This is a genomic window from Amycolatopsis sp. Poz14, assembly GCF_006704225.1.
Taxonomy (GTDB): domain Bacteria; phylum Actinomycetota; class Actinomycetes; order Mycobacteriales; family Pseudonocardiaceae; genus Amycolatopsis; species Amycolatopsis nivea.
In genome coordinates this window covers 2,875,361-2,893,367 of the sequence record NZ_JACLHD010000001.1, presented here as the reverse complement: position 1 = coordinate 2,893,367, position 18,007 = coordinate 2,875,361, and the positions used below count along the sequence as shown (strand labels likewise).

The window sequence follows — 18,007 nt, the reverse complement described above, 5'->3', positions numbered from 1 at the left end:
CCACCCCGGCCCGGCCCGGCGTACCCCTAGAAATCGTTACTGGCCGGGCATTTTCACCGCTTCGACGGCGTTGCGGCGCATCGCCAGCCTCGCCGAGAGCGCGGTCGCCGGCCACACGATCAGGAAGATCGCGAGCACCACGGCGAGGAACACCCAGACCGGTCCGGACGGGATGATCTCGCCGGTGGTCAGGGCCATCGGCACCACGGTGAAGAGCGAGATCACGATGCCGAGCACGAGCCCGGTCACCGCCACGATCCCGCCTTCCACGAACAGCATCCGCTTCACCTGGCCGCGGTCGGCGCCGGCGAGCCGTTGCGCGCCGAACTCCCGCCGGCGGGCCAGCACCGCTACCGAGAGCGTGTTCACCGCGGCGATCGCGGCGTACGCGATGGCGAGCACGGCCAGCAGGTAGTTGATCAGCGCCTCGACGTCGGCACTCGCCTGGAAACTCGCGGCGAGCGTACTGTCGTCGCCGACCGTGACCCCGGGCCAGTCCTTCGTCCGGTCCGACAGTGCCGACACGATCGCGCTGGCGTCGCCGCCCCGCACGAGCACCTGCGACGCCAGGCCGCTTGTGGTGTGCGCGGCCAGCAGGTCTGCGGGCAGCACCATGCTCGCGTAGCTGGACGGGCTGTCCAGCAGCGCGACCACGGTCACCGGGACCTGTGCCCCGTCGCCGAGCCGCATTTTGATCTTGGCGCCGACCTTGATCTCGAGACTGTCCGCGACCGACGCGGGCAGCGCCACGGAATCCCCGCGCAATGCCGTCAGCGAACCTTCGGTGACCTCGGTGGAGAGCACCGTGCCGCCCTGGTCCTGCGGGGCGACGCCCAGCAGCCGCAACGGGTCGCTTCCGTTGCCGTCGTACGGATCTTCGATCCAGCCGGAGCTCGTGACGAGCGGCGACGAGGTCGAAACCCCTTGCGTGCTGCGGATCTGCGCGAGCTGGTCCGGCGAGAACCCGCCCGCGGTCGAGGTGAGCACGGCGTCCGCCTGCAATTGCCCGGCGTACGCGTTGACCTGTGCTTTCTGCGCGGTGGTCTCGGAATACACGTTGCCGAGCGCGACCGCGCTGGCGAGCGTGATCGGCGTGAGCACCGCGGCGAACGCGACGGCCCGCGCCCGGGTGTTGATGACCGCGAGCGTGGCGTCGCGGCCGGCGACCCGGCGCACGAACGGACCGAACCGGTCCACCACCCAGGCGATGATCTCCGGACCGAGCAGCGCGACGCCGATCGCACCGGTGAGCAGCGCCGGACCGCCGATCGCCGCCGCGCTGTCGGCGGGCATGAAGATCGTGGTCGAAGCCAGCAGCACGGTGGCCGCACCGCAGATCAGCGCGCCCATGCGGCGCACCGCGTTCACCTTGGCCCCGGGGATCGCCGCCTCGGCCAGTGCCTGGATCGGCCGGGCCCGTGCGGCGGCCAGCGCGGCGAACCACGCGGCCCCGAAGGTGATCGCGAGCGTGACGACGATGCCCGCCGCGAACGCGATGATGTCCTGGGTGAAGGCGAGTTCGTCCGGCACGATGCCGAGCGAGCCGCTGGTGCTGAAGATCCAGTTCCCGAGCAGGCTGCCCAGGAACGCCCCGCACACCGCGGCGAGCGCGCCGACCGCCATCGTCTCCATGACGACCATGCGGTGCACCTGTTTCGGCGTCGCCCCGGTCGCCCGCAGCAGCGCGAGTTCCTGCTGCCGCTGCCGGACGGTGAGGCTGATCGTCGCGGATACGACGAGCGCCATCACGACCAGCACCATGCCGCCGAAGATCGCCGCGAGCAGGATCAGGGGCAGCTGGCTTCCGCTCACGCCGACGAATTCGGCCGAACCGCGGTCGTCGCCGGTCAGCACCGTCAGCGCCGGAACCTGTTCGGAGATCTTGCCCGCCAGTTCAGTCGCGTCGATCCCGTCGGCCGGGAACACGCCCACGAGCCCGACAGTGCCGGGATGCGGGTTGAACCGCTGGGTGTCCGCGACGGAGAAGAAGAACGCGGGCGCGCGCACGGCCTGCGAAGGCTGTGCGACGCCGGAAATCTGGAACGACTGGCGCTGTCCGTTCACCGCCAGGTCGACGGCCGAACCCGCGTGCAGGCCGGCCGCGGACGCGGTGGCCGCGTCGAGCACGACCTGGCCCGGCGTGTTCGGAGCCGCGCCCTCGGTCAGCTTGTAGCCGCCCAGCGAAGCGGAATCCCAGCCGTGTCCGGAAAGGACAGACGCGCCCGGCTCGGGCGCACCGTCGTGCAGCAGCACGGTCGCGAACGAAACGTCCGGCACCGCCTGTCCGACGCCCTGCACCGCGGAGATCTTGGCGACCTGGTCCTCCGGCAGCACCGCACGCTCGGCGTACGGGACGACCTGCGATTCCTCGTCCGGCAGCTTGAACCCGGCGGATCCGCCGACGACCAGCGGCGCGGCGGACAACCGTTCCGGGGCCGCTTTCAGCACGATCGCCGTCTCGAACAGGCCGGCGCACGCGATCAGCAGACCGCAGCCGACGAAGATGGCGATGAACGACGCGAGCGACGCCGCCGCGCGGTACCGGAGGCTCGACAGCGCGAGCGCGAGCACGACTCGCCGCGAACTCACCGCTGCCTCCTCGCTTGTTCGCCGAGGTGCGCCAGGGTGCTCGCCACCGCGTCGACGCTCGGGTTCGCCATCTGCGTGACGATCCGGCCGTCGACCAGGAACAGCACGTTGTCCGCGTGGGACGCGGCGACCGGGTCGTGGGTGACCATCACGATCGTCTGGCCCGCGCTGACCAGCTCGCGCATCAGGCCGAGCACCTCGAGCGCGGTGGTGGTGTCGAGCGCGCCGGTGGGCTCGTCGGCGAACACCACGGCGGGGCGGGCGGCGAGCGCGCGGGCGATCGCGACGCGCTGCTGCTGCCCGCCGGACAGTTCGCCGGGCCGGTGCTTGACGCGCTGGGACAGTCCGACGCGCGCGATCACCTGGTCCACCCACGCCTTGTCCGGCGTGCGGCCGGCCAGCAGCGTGGGCAGCGTGACGTTCTGTTCCACGTTCAGCGCGGGCATCAGGTTGAACGACTGGAAGATGAATGCGACGTGCTCGCGGCGCAGTTCGGTGAGCTTCGTTTCGTTCTTGCCCTTGAGGTCGGTCCCGACGAGGGTGACCGTGCCCGAGGTCGGCGTGTCCAGCCCGGCCGCGCAGTGCAGCAGCGTGCTCTTGCCGGAACCGGACGGGCCCATCACCGCGGTGAAAGTGCCTGCCGGGAAGGCGACGGACACGCCGGCGAGCGCTTCGACCGCGCTCTCGCCGCGGCCGTAGGTCTTGTGCACCGCGTCCAGCTGGACCGGCGTTGCCACGGAAGTGGTGGTGGTGGACACGTCGTTCACTCCGATCCGTTCCCGGAACCGCGGCGGTCGAGCGACCACCAGACCCCGAGCACGATCACGCCGCCGCCCAGCGTCCACAGCCAGAACGGCCATTTGAAGGACATGCTGATGAGGCACATCAGCAGCCAGATGACGAACTGGACGCCGAGGACGGCCGCCCAGGCGATCGTGACGATCAGGCGAGCGGATCCGCTCCCCGAACGGGTCTTCTCGGTGCTCTCCGACATGAGAGGCCCCCCAATACGGCTTCGGCGGAGTCGGGATTAATTGTGTAAGGCTTGCACAGTTTAGCGGACCCCGGATGATCGGGAAACCCCAGGCCCCGGCAACAGGGCCTCGGAGCAGCTCAGACGGCGCCGCCGGACAGGGCGCGAAGCAGTTGCGGCGGGTCCGGATTCCCGCCGATGCCGGACCAGGTCAGCGCGCTGGCCGTCGCGAAACAGGGGTGCGCCGTTCAGCCTCGGCGGCGCTCCCGGCCCCGGATCGATTGGTCTCGCTCACGTTGGCTCGCCCCCAGGCCAGATCGGTGTAAGACTTGCACAGTTTACTGAAAGACGTCCCGGAGCGAAAGATGCCGATCGAGCCCGACCCCCGCGCCCTGCCCCCAGGCCTGTCCCCGGCATGGCAAGGCGGCCCGCGTCCCCGTCGCGGGCCGAAGCCGTCGCACACCGTCGAGGCGGTGGTGGCGGCCGCCGTCGAACTGGCCGACACCGAGGGCCTGGCCGCGGCGTCGCTGCCGAACATCGCGTCCGCGCTCGGGCTGACGACCAACGCGCTGTACCGCTACGTGAGCTCGAAAGACGAACTGCTGATCCTGCTGGCCGAGACCGGATTCGGCCCGCCCCCGAAACCCGCCGAGGGCCTGGAGTGGCGCTCCGCGGTCCGGGCCTGGGCGGACGCCGCCGCCAAACGGTACGCCGCCCGCCCCTGGCTGCTGGACGTCCGCGAGAGCCTGACCCCGCACCGCCTCCGCTGGACCGAACAGCTCCTGGACATTTTCACCGGAGCCGGTTTGTCCACTGTGGACGCACTGGGGTGCGCGGACCTGGTTTCGGCGGTCGTCCGGGCCACCGCGGACCGCCGCCGGACGGCGGCCGACCCGGATTCCCCCGAATCCGCCGAATACTCCGCCGAAGTACGAGCTTTCCTGCAACCGCGACTGTCCGAGGGCGGCTATCCGCACCTGGCCGAACTGGCCGAATCCCGCGGCTGGCCGGCCGCCGCGCCCGAAGACTTCGCGCTGGAACGAGTCCTGGACGGAATCGCCGCCCTGCTCCCCTGACCGGAGCCCCCTGCTCCCCGCTGAAACCATACCAACCGAGCGGTTTTTAGTGGCTTTCCGGGCCGCCGGGACGTAGACTGTCCTTCTGGGCGGGGGTCTGCTGTGGACCGAGCCGCCAGAGCGAGAGGGGCCGCTGTGGCTCGCCAAGAGCGTGCGGAGCAGACACGGAACGCGATCCTCGAGGCGGCCGCCTCGCGGTTCGACGCCGTCGGCTTCCTCGGCGCGAGCCTGTCGGAGATCCTGGCCGAAGCGGGCGTCACGAAGGGCGCGCTGTACTTCCACTTCAAGTCGAAGGAAGACCTGGCCGACGCGCTGATCGAGGAGCAGTTCACGGTCTGGGAGCCGCTCGCGGCGATCGAACGCCCGGGGCTGCAGACGGTCATCGACCTGACTCAGGGGATGGCGGCCAGCCTGCAGTCCGACGTGCGGGTCCGGGCGAGCGTCCGGCTGGTCATCGAGCAGGGTTCGTTCATCGCGCCGGCGGGCGCGGCGTACAAGCGGTGGATCGACACGATCCACGGCTGCCTGCTCGCGGCGAAGGCGGCGGGCGATGTGCGCAAGGAGATCAACGCGTACGACCTCGCGGTGTACGTGCAGGCGTCGTTCACCGGGATCCAGCTGAGTTCCCAGGTGCTGACCGGCCGCAACGACCTGCTCGAGCGCACGGAGTACATGTGGACGTTGATCCTGAACTCGGTGGTCCCGCCGCGGCGGCTGCACCGGTTCGATCCGCGCGGCGCGGAGCAGGAGACGGCCGCGGTGTGAAGCTTCGGAAGATGGGCGGCCCGGCGGTGCGGGGTCGCCCTTTTTCGTGCGGCGCACTGTGATCAGCAACCAAACCGACCGGCCTGTTTTACTGGGAAAACCGGGGAGTCGGTTTAGTACACTGCCGGGGGTGTCAGGCCGGGCGGCTGCTCGCTGCACATCTCCGACGGCGAACTCGACGCCGACCGCTTCACCCGCCTTTACGAGCTAGGCCGGTCCCGGGTTGCCGCCGTGCGGAAGCTGCCCCACAGCAACCTGGGCGGTCTGACGCAGCCCGCGTCTCGGGTTCAAGAAAAAGGCGGCCCGTGCTCGGGGCACGGGCCGCCTTCGCCACCGCGGCGAGGGGGTCAGCCGCGGGCGCGCTGGTGGAACTTCCGGATCGCGAGGTACGCGCCGACCGCGGTGAGGACGACCGACCAGGCGAACGCCAGCCACACCGTCGACGCCACCGCAGTGCCGTTCATCAGGCCGCGGACGGCGTCGATCACCACCGTTACCGGCTGGTTGTCGACGACGGCCCGCAGCACCGACGGCATCGACCCGGTGGGGACCAGCGCGCTGGTGGCGTACGGGACGAACACGAAGATCATGCCGAGGCCGCCCGCTCCCTCGACGGTCTTGGCGATCGACCCCACCAGCGTGGCGAGCCAGAACACGCCGGCGGCGAACAGCACCAGCAGTCCGGTCGCGGCGAGCCAGCCGAGCACGCCGCCCGCCGGGCGGAATCCGATGGCCAGGCCGACCACGACCATCACCACGAGCGAAAGCATGCTGCGCAGCACGCCGGAGACGACGTGGCCGACGAGCACGGCCGAGCCCGCCATCGGCATCGAGCGGAACCGCTCGACCAGGCCTTGGGTCAGGTCAGCGGCGACGCCGACCACGGTGGTCGTCGAGTTGAAGCCGATGCTGACGACCACCAGGCCGGGCACCAGGTAGTCGACGTAGGCCATGCCGGGCAGGTTGATCGCGCCGCCGAACATGAAGCGGAATAGCAGCAGCAGCACGATCGGCAGCGAGAACGCCTGGATCAGCATCTCCGGGTTGCGGACGATGTGCTTGACGTTGCGCGCGACCAGCACCCGGCAATCGGACAGGGCGAGCGCGAACGACGAGCGGCTCGGGGAGCCGGGGATGTGCGTCCCCTCGATCTCCCTGGACAGGGTCTGGGTCATCAGTTCGCTCCCGCGGTTCCGGTGAGGGTGTGGAAAACGTCGTCGAGGGTCGGTTCGGAGAGCTCCAGCCCGGTGGTTTCGAGGCCCGCCTCGTCGATCCGGTTGAGCACCTGCCGGACCTGGGCGGGCTGGTCGATCGCGACGCTGACCGTCTCGCCGGTCAGCACCCCGCCGGCGACGTCGTGCGCGCGCGCCGCGTCGGCGGCGGTGGCGAAAGTGAGCTTCAACCGTTCGGTGCCGACCTTGCGCTTGAGCTCGGCGGCGGTGCCCTCGGCGACGACGCGACCCTTGTCGATCACCGCGATCCGGTCGGCGAGCTGGTCGGCCTCCTCGAGGTACTGCGTGGTGAGCAGGATCGTCGTGCCGCCGTTGAGCAGCTCGCGGATCGCGTCCCACATCGCCGAGCGGCTGCGCGGGTCGAGGCCGGTGGTCGGCTCGTCGAGGAACAGCACCGGCGGCGAGGTGATCAGGCTGATCGCCAGGTCGAGCCTGCGCCGCATGCCGCCGGAGTAGGTCTTGACCTGGCGGCCCGCGGCCTCCACGAGGTCGAACTGCGCGAGCAGTTCGGTGGCCCGCGCCTTCGCCCGCGCGGCGGGCAGGTGGAACAGCCGGGCCATCATCTCCAGGTTCTCGCGGCCGGTGAGCAGTTCGTCGACCGCGGTGTCCTGTCCGGTCAGGCCGATCTGCTCGCGCACCGTCCGCTTGGACCCGGCGAGGTCGTGGCCGTTGACGGTCACGGTGCCGCCGTCGGCGTCCAGGAGGGTGCTGAGGATCCGCACCGTCGTGGTCTTCCCCGCGCCGTTGGGGCCGAGCAGCGCGAACATCGTGCCGCGCCGCACGCTCAGGTCGACGCTTTCCAGCACTTTCACGTCGCCGTAGGACTTGCGCAGCCCCCGTGCTTCGATTGCGTAGCCGGTGACCATGGGGTTACCTCTCCTCGTTCGGGTCTTGTCAGTGGGCCACACCCCGGCAGGGCCGGACAACAGTGGCCGGGGCCTGCCGGGTTAGGGGTTCCCGCCCCTCGCGCCCGGTGTGCTCAGTCGTCGCCGGCGCCGATCGCCATGCTGATCAGCGCGTCCGTGTCGAGGTCGTCGATCGACGCCTCCTCCACGGCTTCCGGCTCCTCGGCGCGGTCTTCGGCAAGGCGCACGCCGGCCAGCTCCAGCAGCCCGTCCAGCAGCCCGGCCGCGCGCAGCTTCTCCAGCGGGATTCCCGCCAGCGCCTCCCGGACTCCTTGCTCCGTAACGGTTTCTTCGGCGGGCGCTTCTTCGGCAGGAGCCAGTTCGCCGACGAGGAACTCGGAAAGGATCCGCGGCGTCGGGTAGTCGAAGATCAGGCTGACCGGCAGCTTCAGCCCGGTGACGAGGCTGAGCTTGTTGCGGAACCCGGTGGCGGACAACGAATCGAAGCCGACCTCGTTGAACGAACGGTCCGCTTCCACCGCTTCCGGACCGGCGTGGCCCAGCAGCGCCGCGGCGTGCGTGCGCACCAGGTTCAGCACCATCGGGACGCGCTTGTTCGCCGCCAACCCGGCCAGTTTCTTCGCCAGCGATTCGTTGTCCTCGGCCGTGTCCTGCGCCGCGCGGCGGCCGGGCGTGCCTGCCAGACCGCGCAGCACGGCCGGGAGGTCGTCGCCGCCGGACGACGCCAGCACCCGCGTGTCCAGTGCGATCGGCACCAGTTGCGCCTCCGCCGCGCCGACCGTCGCGTCCAGCAGCCGCAGACCGTCCTCAGTGGACAGTGCGGTGATGCCGGTCTCGCCGATGCGGTGCGCGTCCGCGTCTTCCAGCGCCGCGCCCATGCCGTCGCTCCACAGGCCCCATGCCAGCGAGGTGCCGGTGAGGCCCTCGGTGCGGCGCCGGGCGGCCAGTGCGTCCAGGAACGCGTTGGCCGCGGCGTAGCTGCCCTGCCCCGGTGCGCCGAGGACCCCGGCGGCCGACGAGAACAGCACGAACGCGGTGAGGTCCAGCTCGCGGGTCAGCTCGTGCAACGCCTCTGCCGCGTCGACCTTCGGGCGCAGGACCTTGTCGAGTCGTTCCGGGGTAAGGGAAGTCAGCACCCCGTCGTCCAGGACGCCGGCCGCGTGCACCACCGCCCGCAGCGGCGCGTCGGCCGGGATTCCGGCCAGCAGCTCCGCCAGCGCGTCCCGGTCGGCCACGTCACAGGCGGCGAACGTGGCTTCGGCGCCGAGACCGGACAGTTCGTCCCGCAGTTCGGCCGCGCCCGGTGCGTCCGCACCGCGACGGCTCACCAGCAGCAGGTTCCGCACGCCGTGTTCGGTCGCCAGGTGCCGTGCGACGGCCGTGCCGAGCGCGCCGGTGGCTCCGGTGACGAGCACGGTGCCCTCGGCGTCCCATACCGGGGCCGCCGCCGCGTCGGCCGCCCGGACCAGGCGCGGCACCAGCACCGCGCCCGCTCGCAACGCCACCTGCGGCTCGTCCGAGGCCGACACCGCGGCCAGCGTCCGGCCGGCCGGGGTGCCCGCGCCGAGGTCGGCCAGCGTGATCCGGCCGGGGTGCTCGGCCTGCGCCGAGCGCACCAGGCCCGCGACCGCGGCGCCGGCCGGGTCGGGGTTCTCCCCCTCTTCGGCGGCCACCGCGCCCCGGGTCGCCACGATCAGCGAACCGGTGGACCCGGCGAGCCAGTCCTGCAGCAGGCCGAGCACGCGGTGCAGTTCGGCGTGGACGTCGTCGGTGCCGCCCGCGGGCAGCACGACCAGTCCGCTCGCCTCGGCGACCGTCCCGGCGGCCTTGGCGCCCAGCGCTTCGGTGAGGCCGAAGGCGTCCGGGCCGAGCACAGTCCAGTCGGTGACCTCGGCGACGGCGTCGAGGTCGGCTTGCTCCCAGGCGACGCGGAACAGCGAGTCACCACCGCCGGTCGGTGCCGCCTGCGGTACGGCGGACATCGGGCGCAGCAGCAGGGATTCCACCGATGCGACCGGTGCCCCGGCACCGTCGGCAACGTCGAGCGAGACCGCGCCCGAGCCGACCGGGCGGACGTGGACCCGCAGGGTCGTCGCCCCGACGGCGTGCAACCGGACGCCTTCCCAGGCGAACGGCAGCGCCGGTTCGTCCCCGGCCGCGCCGGAGACACCGATGGTGTGCAGCGCGGCGTCGAGCACGGCCGGGTGGATGCCGTAACGGTCCACATCGGACACCGAGGCCGGGAGCTGGATCTCGGCGAACGCTTCGCCGTCGCGCTTCCAGGCCGCGACGAGCCCGCGGAACGCGGGACCGTAGGCGAGCCCGTCGGCGGCCAGCTCTTCGTAGGTGCCCTCCAGCCGGACCTCCTCGGCGCCGGCGGGCGGCCACTCGGCCAGCTCGAACTTCCCGGCCTTGCCCGCCTTGGCGAGCTTGCCGATCGCGTGGCGCGTCCAAGCGGCGCTGTCGCCTTCCGGCCGGGAGTGCACGCTGAACGTCCGGCTGCCGCTGCCGTCGGCCGCGCCGAGGGCGAACTGCACGCGGACGCCGGAGCGCTCGGGGACGACCAGCGGGTACTCCAGGGTCAGTTCCTCCAAGCGCGGGCAGCCCGCCTCGTCGCCTGCCCGGATCGCCATCTCGACGAAACCGGTGCCGGGGAACAGGATCGAGCCGCCGACGACGTGGTCAGCCAGCCACGGGTGTGTGCCAACCGAAAGCCGTCCGCTGAACAGCAGCCCGTCGGCGTCGGCGAGTTCCAGTGCCGTCCCGAGCAGCGGGTGGTCTTCCTCGCCGACGGCACCAGAAGTGCTCTCCAACCAGAAGCGCTGGCGCTGGAACGGATACGTCGGCACCGGCACCGGGCGGGCGCCGGTCGGCTCGTAGATCGCGGACCAGTCGACGTCGACGCCGCTGACGTGCAGCTGCGCGACACCGGTCAGCGCAGCCACGGCCTCGTCGTTCTCCTTGTGCAGCAGCGAAGCCAGCGCCTCGGGCTGCTCGTCGAAGCAACCCGCGGCCATCGCGGCGAGCGTGGTGTCCGGGCCCAGCTCCAGGAACCGGGTCACGCCGTCCGCGGCGGCCCGAGTGACCGCGTCGCGGAACTGCACCCCTGAGCGGACCTGGTTCACCCAGTACTCCGGCGAGGTCAGGTCCGCCGGGCCGCCGGTGACCGTCGAGATGACCGGGATCCGCGGGTCCGCATAGGACAGTCCTTCCGCGACAGTGCGGAACTCGCCGAGCGTCGGGTCCATCAGTCGCGAGTGGAACGCGTGCGAGACACGGAGTTTCTTGGTGCGCTCGAACTTCGCCGCCACTGCGGCAACCGCTTCTTCAGCGCCGGAGATCACGACCGCGGTCGGACCGTTCACCGCGGCAATGTCCACAGTGTCCCCTGCGGCTTCGCGAACCGCTTCGGGAGTTCCGTCGATCGCCACCATCGCACCGCCGGTCGGCAGTGCCTGCATCAGCGCACCGCGAGCGACTACCAGCTTCGCCGCGTCCTCAAGGGAAAGCACGCCAGCGCAGTGGGCCGCCGCGATCTCGCCGATCGAATGCCCCGCGAGCACGTCCGGTTTGACGCCCCACGCGCGGACCAGGCGGAACAGCGCGACTTCCAGCGCGAACAGCGCGGGCTGGGTGTAGCGGGTCTCGTCGAGGCCCTCCCCGCTGTCGATGATCGGCCGGATGGGGCGGTCCAGGTGCCGGTCGGCCGCGGCGCAGGCTTCGTCGTACGCGGCGGCGAACGCCGGGTACTGCTCGGCGAGCCGCGCCCCCATCTTCGCGCGCTGCGAACCCTGGCCCGCGAACAGGAACGCGGTGCGCCCGCCCGCGGTGGCGGTCCCGCTGACGACTCCGCGCGCCTCTTCCTCGTCGACCAGCGCCGCGAGACCGCGCACGAACTGCGGCGACCGGCTGCCGATCAGCACCGCCCGGCGGTCGAACGCGCCGCGCGTGGTGGCCAGCGAGACGCCGATGTCGGCGAGGCTGCCTTCCGGCTCTTCGTCCACATAGGACATTAGTTGGTCGGCCTGTGCCCGCAACGCCGCGGCGCCGCGACCGGAGACCGGCCACGCGACCGGGCCGTCGTACTCCGGACCAGTCGAGGCGGTGACCTCGCGCCGGTCGCCTTCCTCCAGGATCACGTGCGCGTTGGTGCCGCTCACGCCGAAGGAGGAGACGCCCGCCCGGCGGGTGTGCCCGTTCGGCAGCCACTTCACCGGCTCGGCCAGCACCCGCACCGCGCCCGAGGACCAGTCGATCTCGCTCGACGGCTTGCCCACGTTCAGCGTCGCGGGGAGTTCGCCGTGCCGCATCGCCTCGATCATCTTGATCACGCCAGCGGCGCCGGCGGCGGCCTGGGTGTGCCCGATGTTCGACTTCACCGATCCGATCCACAAGGGACGGTCCGCCGAGGTTTGCGTGCCGTAAGTGGCCAGCAGCGCCTGGACTTCGATCGGGTCGCCCAGCTTCGTGCCCGTGCCGTGCGCTTCGACGGCGTCCACATCGGACGGTTCCAGTCCGGCGTCGGCCAGCGCCGCGCGGATCACCCGCTGCTGCGCGGGACCGTTCGGCGCGGTCAGGCCGTTCGAGGTGCCGTCCTGGTTCACCGCGCTGCCCTTGAGGACCGCGAGCACCGGGTGCCCGTTGGCGCGGGCGTCGGACAGGCGCTCCAGCACCAGGACGCCGACGCCTTCGGACCAAGTCGTGCCGTCGGCGTCGTCGGAGAACACCTTGCACCGGCCGTCCGGGGCCAGCCCCTTTTGGCGGCTGAATTCCACGAACGTCTCCGGGGTCGCCATCACCGTGACGCCGCCGGCCAGCGCGAGCGAGCAGTCCCCGCCGCGCAGCGCCTGCGCCGCCATATGCATCGCGACCAGCGACGACGAGCACGCCGTGTCCACCGAGACGGCCGGGCCCTCGAGGCCAAGGGAGTAGGACACTCGGCCGGTGACGATCGAACCGGCGCTGCTCGCGCCCGCGTAATCGTGGTACTGGACGCCCGCGTAGACCCCGGTCGGGCTGCCCTTGAGCGAAATCGGGTTGATCCCGGACCGCTCCAGCGCCTCCCACGAGGCTTCGAGAAGCAGCCGCTGCTGCGGGTCGATCATCGGCGCTTCCTTCGGCGAGACGCCGAAGAACGTCGGGTCGAAATCGCCCGCGTCGTAGACGAACCCGCCGCGTGCGACATACGTCGTGCCGGGGCGGCGGCCGGTCGGGTCGAGCAGGCCGTCGACGTCCCAGCCGCGGTCGGCCGGGAAGTCGCCGATCGCTTCGCGGCCCTCGGCGACCAGTTCCCACAGCTGTTCCGGCGAGGTGACACCGCCGGGCAGGCGGCAGGCCATGCCGACGATCGCGATCGGCTCCTCCGAGTTGTCCTTAGTGGACACTGTGCTGATCTCGACCGCCGTGCCGGCCAGCTCGGCCAGCAGGTGCGCGGCCAGCGAGGTCGGTGTCGGGTAGTCGAAGATCAGGGTCGCGGGCAGCCGCTGCCCAGTGGCCGCGGTGAGGCCGTTGCGCAGCTCGATCGCGGTCAGCGAGTCGAAGCCGAGCGACGAGAACTGCGCCGACGACTCGATTTCGTGCGCGCCGCTGTAGCCGAGCACGGTCGCGGCGTGTCCGCGCACCAGTTCCAGCACGGCGTCGCGGCGGTCTTCTTCCGGCAAGCTCAGCAGCCGTCCGGCGAAGGAGTCCACTGAGGACCCGGCCGTGGCGGCGACCCGGCGCGCGGTGCGGCCGACGAGCTGTTCCAGCGTGCGCGGGAGCCGGTCGAGTTTTCGCAGCACCGGAAGGTCGAGCTTGGCCGGGACGGCGGTCGGTTTGCGGACCGCGAGCGCGCGGTCGAACAGCGCCAGACCGTCCGCAGTGGACAGTGGCACGATGCCGCTGGCCGCGAGCCGCTGCACCTCCTCTTCGGTGAGCGTGCCGCCCATGCCGCCGACCTCGCCCCACAGGCCCCAGTCGAGCGATAAGCCCGGCAGACCGTGCGCGACGCGGTGCGAAGCAAGGGCGTCCAGGTACGCGTTGGCCGCGGCGTAGCTGCCCTGGCCGGGCGCACCGAGCACGCCGGAGACCGACGAGAACAGCACGAACGCGGACAGCGCGGTCTCGCGGGTGAGTTCGTGCAGGTTCAGCGCGCCGTCGACCTTCGGGGCGAGCACCGCGTCGACCCGCTCCGGGGTGAGTGCGGTGACCACACCGTCATCGAGAACGCCGGCGGCGTGCACGACCGCGGTGAGCGGGTTCTCCTCCGGCAGCGACGCCAGCACGGCGGCCAGCGCCTCGCGGTCGGCGACGTCGCAGCGCTCCAGCCGGACGTCGACCTCGCTTTCCCGCAGTTCAGCGGCCAACTGGTCGAGCGCGGGCGTGATCCGGCGGCTGAGCAGCAGCAGCCTGCGCACCCCGTGCTCGGCGACCAGGTGCCGGGCGAGCTTTCCGCCGAGCGCGCCGGACGCGCCGGTGACCAGCACGGTGCCGTGCGGGCAGAAGTACGGCCGGTCCAGCTCCGGCGTCGTGCGGACCAGCCGCGGCACGAGGACCGTGCCGAGCCGGACCGCCGCCTGCGTTTCGCCCGAGGCCAGCACCTGCGGCAACACCGCTTCCGGCGTGGTTTCGGCGTCGAGGTCGAGCAGGACGAAGGCGTCCGGGTTCTCCTCCTGCGCGGAGCGGACCAGGCCCCAGACCGCCGAGGCGGCGAGGTCGGTGACGTCTCCGGCGGCCGGGACCGCGCCGCGGGTGACCACCACGAGCCTGGCTTGCTCGGAGTGTTCCTCGGCGAGCCAGGTCTGGAGAGCGGCCAGGACGCGGTGCGTGAGCTCGTGCGTCTCGGCGGCGGTGCCGGATTCGCCGACGCACTCCAGGACCTGCACGTCGGCAGTGTCCACAGTGGATTCGGTTTCCGCCGACCGCTGCCATTCGATCCGGTACAGCGGAGCGGTCTGCTCGGCGACCGGCGCGGTGAAGGAGCGGAACACCGTCTCGGCGACCGTGGCGACCGGAGCGCCAGTCGGGTCGGCGAGGGCGATCTCGTAGCCGTCCTCGGTGGTCGGCTTGAACCGCACACGCAGCGCGGACGCACCGGTGGCGTGCAACTCGACGCCGGTCCAGCAGAACGGAACCAGGCCGACGCCGCCGTCACCGCCGCCCGCGACACGCAGAGCGTGGGTGCAGGCGTCGAGCGCCGCCGGGTGCAAGCCGAAGCGGTCAGCGTCACTGTCTTCCGGCAGCGCGACTTCAGCGAAGATCTCGCCGTCGCGTTGCCACACTGCTTGCAGGGAACGGAAGAGCGGTCCGTAGGTCAGGCCGGTGTCGGCGAAGTCGTCGTACACGCCGTCGATCCCGACCGGCTCGGCACCGGCGGGCGGCCACTCGGCCAGGTCCACCCCGCCGCGGTACGACGGTGGCGTGACCGTGCCGCTCGCGTGCAGCGTCCACGGCTCGCCCTCGGCACCTTCCGCGCGCGAGTGGACCGTCACGGAGCGGACGCCGTGCTCCCCCGCCGCGCCGACGGTCACCTGGACCTGCACGCCGCCGCGCTCCGGCACCACCAGCGGGCTGCTGAGCGTGAGTTCTTCGATCCGGCCACTGCCGACCTGGTCGCCGGCGCGGACCACCAACTCCAGGAACGCCGTGCCGGGCACGGTGATGACCTCGCCGAGCCGGTGCTCGGCCAGCCACGCGTGCGTCTCCGCCGAAAGCCGCCCGGTGAGCACCACGCCGTCGGTGTCGGCGAGGGAGACGGCGGCACCGAGCAGCGGGTGCCCGGCCGAGGCGAGGCCGGCCGCGGTCACCTCGTCGCGGTTGGCGCGGGCGTCGATCCAGTAGCGCTTGCGCTGGAAGGCATACGGCGGAAGGTCGACGCGCTGGGCGCCGCGGCCGTCGAAGACCGCGGCCCAGTCCGGGACGAGCCCGCTGACGAACAGTTCGGCGAGCGCGGTGAGCGCAGCCTGCGGCTCCGGCCGGTCCTTGCGCAGAACCGGCACGACCACCGCGTCGAAGCTCTGCCGGGCGAGCGCGGAAAGCACGCCGTCCGGGCCGACCTCGACGAAGCGGGAAACGCCCTGTGCGCTCAGCGCGGTCAGCCCGTCGTGGAACCGGACCGCGGCGCGGACGTGCGAGACCCAGTACTCCGGCGTGGCGATCTCGGCCCCGGCGAGCGCGCCGGAAACGTTGGAGATCACCGGGATTTCGGGCCGCGAGTAGGTGAGCGTGCGGGCGACGGCGGCGAACTCCGCCAGCATCGGCTCCATCAGCGGCGAGTGGAACGCGTGCGACACCTTGAGCTTCGAGGACTTGCGGCCCTCGAACTTCGCCACCACCGCGGCGACCGCGTCTTCGGTGCCGGAAAGCACCACCGAGTCCGGGCCGTTGATCGCGGCGATGCTGACGTCGTCGGTCAGCTGCGGGGCGACCTCGTCCTCGGTCGCCTGCAGGGCGACCATCGCGCCACCGGTCGGCAAGGCCTGCATGAGCTTCGCCCGGGCCGCGACGAGAGCGCAGGCGTCGGCCAGCGACAGCACCCCTGCGACATGCGCGGCGGCCAGCTCGCCGACCGAGTGGCCGAGCAGGAAGTCGGGCTTGATGCCCCACGACGACAGCAACCGGAAGAGCGCCACCTCGATCGCGAACAGCGCGGGCTGGGTGTAGCCGGTCTGGTTGATCAGCCGCGGGTTCTCGAAGACGACCGTCTTCAGTGGACGGTCGAGGTGCGGGTCGATCGCGGCGAAGACCTCGTCCAGTGCCTCGGCGAACACCGGGAACGCGGCGGCCAGCTCGGCTCCCATGCGTGCGCGCTGAGCGCCCTGACCGGAGAAGAGGAACGCGGTGAGCCCCTCGACGGCGGTGCCGGTGACCAGCGCGGGCGACGTCGAGCCGTCGGCAAGTGCGGCGACCCCGGCCTTCCCGTCGAGCACGACGGCGCGGTGGCTGAGCGGCGACCGGGACGTCGCCAGTGAGAAACCGAGGTCGAGCGGGGTCGCACCGTCCACAACGGACAGCAGCTGGGCCGCCTGCGCCTTAAGCGCCGCGGCACCGTGCCCGGCGAGCGGCCACGGGACCGGGACGCCTTCGGGCCAGCTCGGCGTCACTTCCTCCGCTTCAACGGCGGGGGCTTCTTCGACGATCACGTGTGCGTTGGTGCCGCTGACGCCGAACGACGACACGCCCGCGCGCCGCGGGCGTTCCCCAGCCGCCCACGGACGATCCTCCGTCAGCAGCTCGACCGCGCCGGAGGTCCAATCGACCTCTGTGGACGGTTCGGTGACATGGAGCGTGCGAGGCAGCAGGCCGTTGCGCATTGCCTGGACCATCTTGATCACCCCGCCGACACCGGCCGCGCCCTGCGCGTGGCCGATGTTCGACTTGATCGAACCGAGCCACAGCGGACGGTCCCGGTCCTGGCCGTAGGTAGCCAGCAAGGCTTGCGCCTCAATGGGATCGCCGAGCGTGGTGCCGGTGCCGTGACCCTCGACGGCGTCCACATCGGACGCCGAGAGTCGCGCGTTCGCCAGCGCCTGCCGGATGACCCGCTGCTGTGAAGGACCGTTCGGTGCGGTGAGCCCATTCGACGCGCCGTCGGAGTTCACCGCGGAACCACGCACGACAGCGAGGACCGGGTGACCGTTGCGGCGCGCATCGGAAAGCCGTTCCAGCAACAGGGTTCCCGCACCCTCAGCCCAACCAGTGCCGTCCGCGCTGTCGGAGAACGCCTTGCACCGGCCGTCCGCGGCGAGCCCGCGCTGACGGCTGAACGCCAGGAACGGACCCGGCCGCGACATCACCATCACGCCGCCAGCGAGCGCCAGCGAGCAGTCGCGCTGCCGCAGCGCCTGCACGGCGAGGTGCAGGGCGACCAGCGACGACGAGCACGCCGTGTCGACCGTGAGCGCCGGTCCTTCCAGCCCGAGCGCGTAGGCGACCCGGCCGGAAATGACCGACGCGGCGTTGCCGGTGCTCAGGTAGTCCGCGACCTCGCCCGCGAGCACGGACGGCGGCAGCTCGTCGTAGTAGTCCTGGTCGCCGCTGCCGACGAACACCCCCACCTGCTGTTTGGCGAGCGAGTGCGGCGCGATGCCGGCCCGCTCGAACGTCTCCCACGCCAGCTCCAGCACGATCCGCTGCTGCGGGTCCATGGCGAGCGCCTCGCGCGGGGAGACGCCGAAGAACGGCGCGTCGAACTCGCCGACGTCGTGGACGAAGCCGCCCTCGGAGACGTAGCTCGTGCCCGGGCTGTCGGGGTCGGCGTCGAACAGCGTGTCGAGGTTCCAGCCGCGGTCGGACGGGAACGCGCCGATCGCGTCCCGGCCGCCGGCCACCAGCTCCCAGAGGTCCTCCGGCGAGCGCACGTCGCCCGGGTACCGGCAGCCCATCGCCACGATCGCGATCGGCTCGGCCTCCGCCGCCTCGACCGCGCGAAGCCGCTCACGCGTCTCCTGCAGGTTGGCGGTCACCCGCTTCAGGTAGTCGACCAGCTTGCTTTCGTCAGTCATCGCCAGAATCCTCTTGTCGCTGGGT

At 71.6% G+C, this 18,007-nt stretch carries 8 protein-coding genes; 2 read left to right on the top strand and 6 right to left on the bottom strand.

Annotation, left to right across the window (positions count from 1 at the left end; translation table 11 throughout):
• Positions 1–36 precede the first annotated feature (36 nt).
• Genes FKO37_RS14120 through FKO37_RS14110 form a run of 3 tightly spaced genes read right to left on the bottom strand, consistent with a single transcriptional unit; the run spans position 37 to position 3,583 of the window.
• On the bottom strand, positions 37–2,589 hold the full coding sequence (locus FKO37_RS14120; protein ID WP_134729743.1) for an ABC transporter permease: 2,553 nt from the start codon (positions 2,587–2,589) through the stop codon (positions 37–39).
• Positions 2,586–3,356 carry an ABC transporter ATP-binding protein gene (locus tag FKO37_RS14115; RefSeq protein ID WP_238604604.1) on the bottom strand — a complete coding sequence of 257 codons (771 nt, stop codon included), beginning with the start codon at positions 3,354–3,356 and terminating at the stop codon, positions 2,586–2,588. The genes FKO37_RS14120 and FKO37_RS14115 overlap by 4 nt, the downstream gene beginning before the upstream one ends.
• Positions 3,353–3,583: a hypothetical protein gene (locus FKO37_RS14110; RefSeq protein ID WP_037810549.1), complete on the bottom strand. Its 231-nt coding sequence runs from the start codon at positions 3,581–3,583 to the stop codon at positions 3,353–3,355. Before FKO37_RS14110 ends, FKO37_RS14115 begins: the two co-directional genes overlap by 4 nt.
• Before the next feature lie 344 nt (positions 3,584–3,927).
• On the opposite strand from FKO37_RS14110, the gene FKO37_RS14105 reads away from it, so the two are divergent.
• Together FKO37_RS14105 and FKO37_RS14100 are read left to right on the top strand one after the other, a co-directional pair.
• On the top strand, positions 3,928–4,638 hold the full coding sequence (locus FKO37_RS14105; protein ID WP_238604603.1) for a TetR/AcrR family transcriptional regulator: 711 nt from the start codon (positions 3,928–3,930) through the stop codon (positions 4,636–4,638).
• Positions 4,639–4,773: 135 nt separating this feature from the next.
• The gene (locus FKO37_RS14100; RefSeq protein ID WP_238604602.1) at positions 4,774–5,403 is read left to right on the top strand and encodes a ScbR family autoregulator-binding transcription factor; all 630 of its coding nucleotides are present in this window, start codon (positions 4,774–4,776) and stop codon (positions 5,401–5,403) included.
• Positions 5,404–5,750: 347 nt separating this feature from the next.
• Here FKO37_RS14100 and FKO37_RS14095 read toward each other — a convergent pair whose 3' ends face one another.
• The 3 genes from FKO37_RS14095 to FKO37_RS14085 all read right to left on the bottom strand — a co-directional run bounded on the left by FKO37_RS14095 (position 5,751) and on the right by FKO37_RS14085 (position 17,982).
• Entirely contained in the window at positions 5,751–6,578 is an 828-nt protein-coding gene (locus FKO37_RS14095; protein ID WP_134729751.1) for an ABC transporter permease, read from the bottom strand.
• Positions 6,578–7,501 carry an ATP-binding cassette domain-containing protein gene (locus FKO37_RS14090; protein ID WP_238604601.1) on the bottom strand — a complete coding sequence of 308 codons (924 nt, stop codon included), beginning with the start codon at positions 7,499–7,501 and terminating at the stop codon, positions 6,578–6,580. The genes FKO37_RS14095 and FKO37_RS14090 overlap by 1 nt, the downstream gene beginning before the upstream one ends.
• Positions 7,502–7,614: 113 nt before the next feature.
• Positions 7,615–17,982 (bottom strand): type I polyketide synthase, encoded by a 10,368-nt coding sequence (locus FKO37_RS14085; RefSeq protein ID WP_238604600.1) that lies wholly within the window; start codon positions 17,980–17,982, stop codon positions 7,615–7,617.
• Between the last annotated feature and the right edge of the window lie 25 nt (positions 17,983–18,007).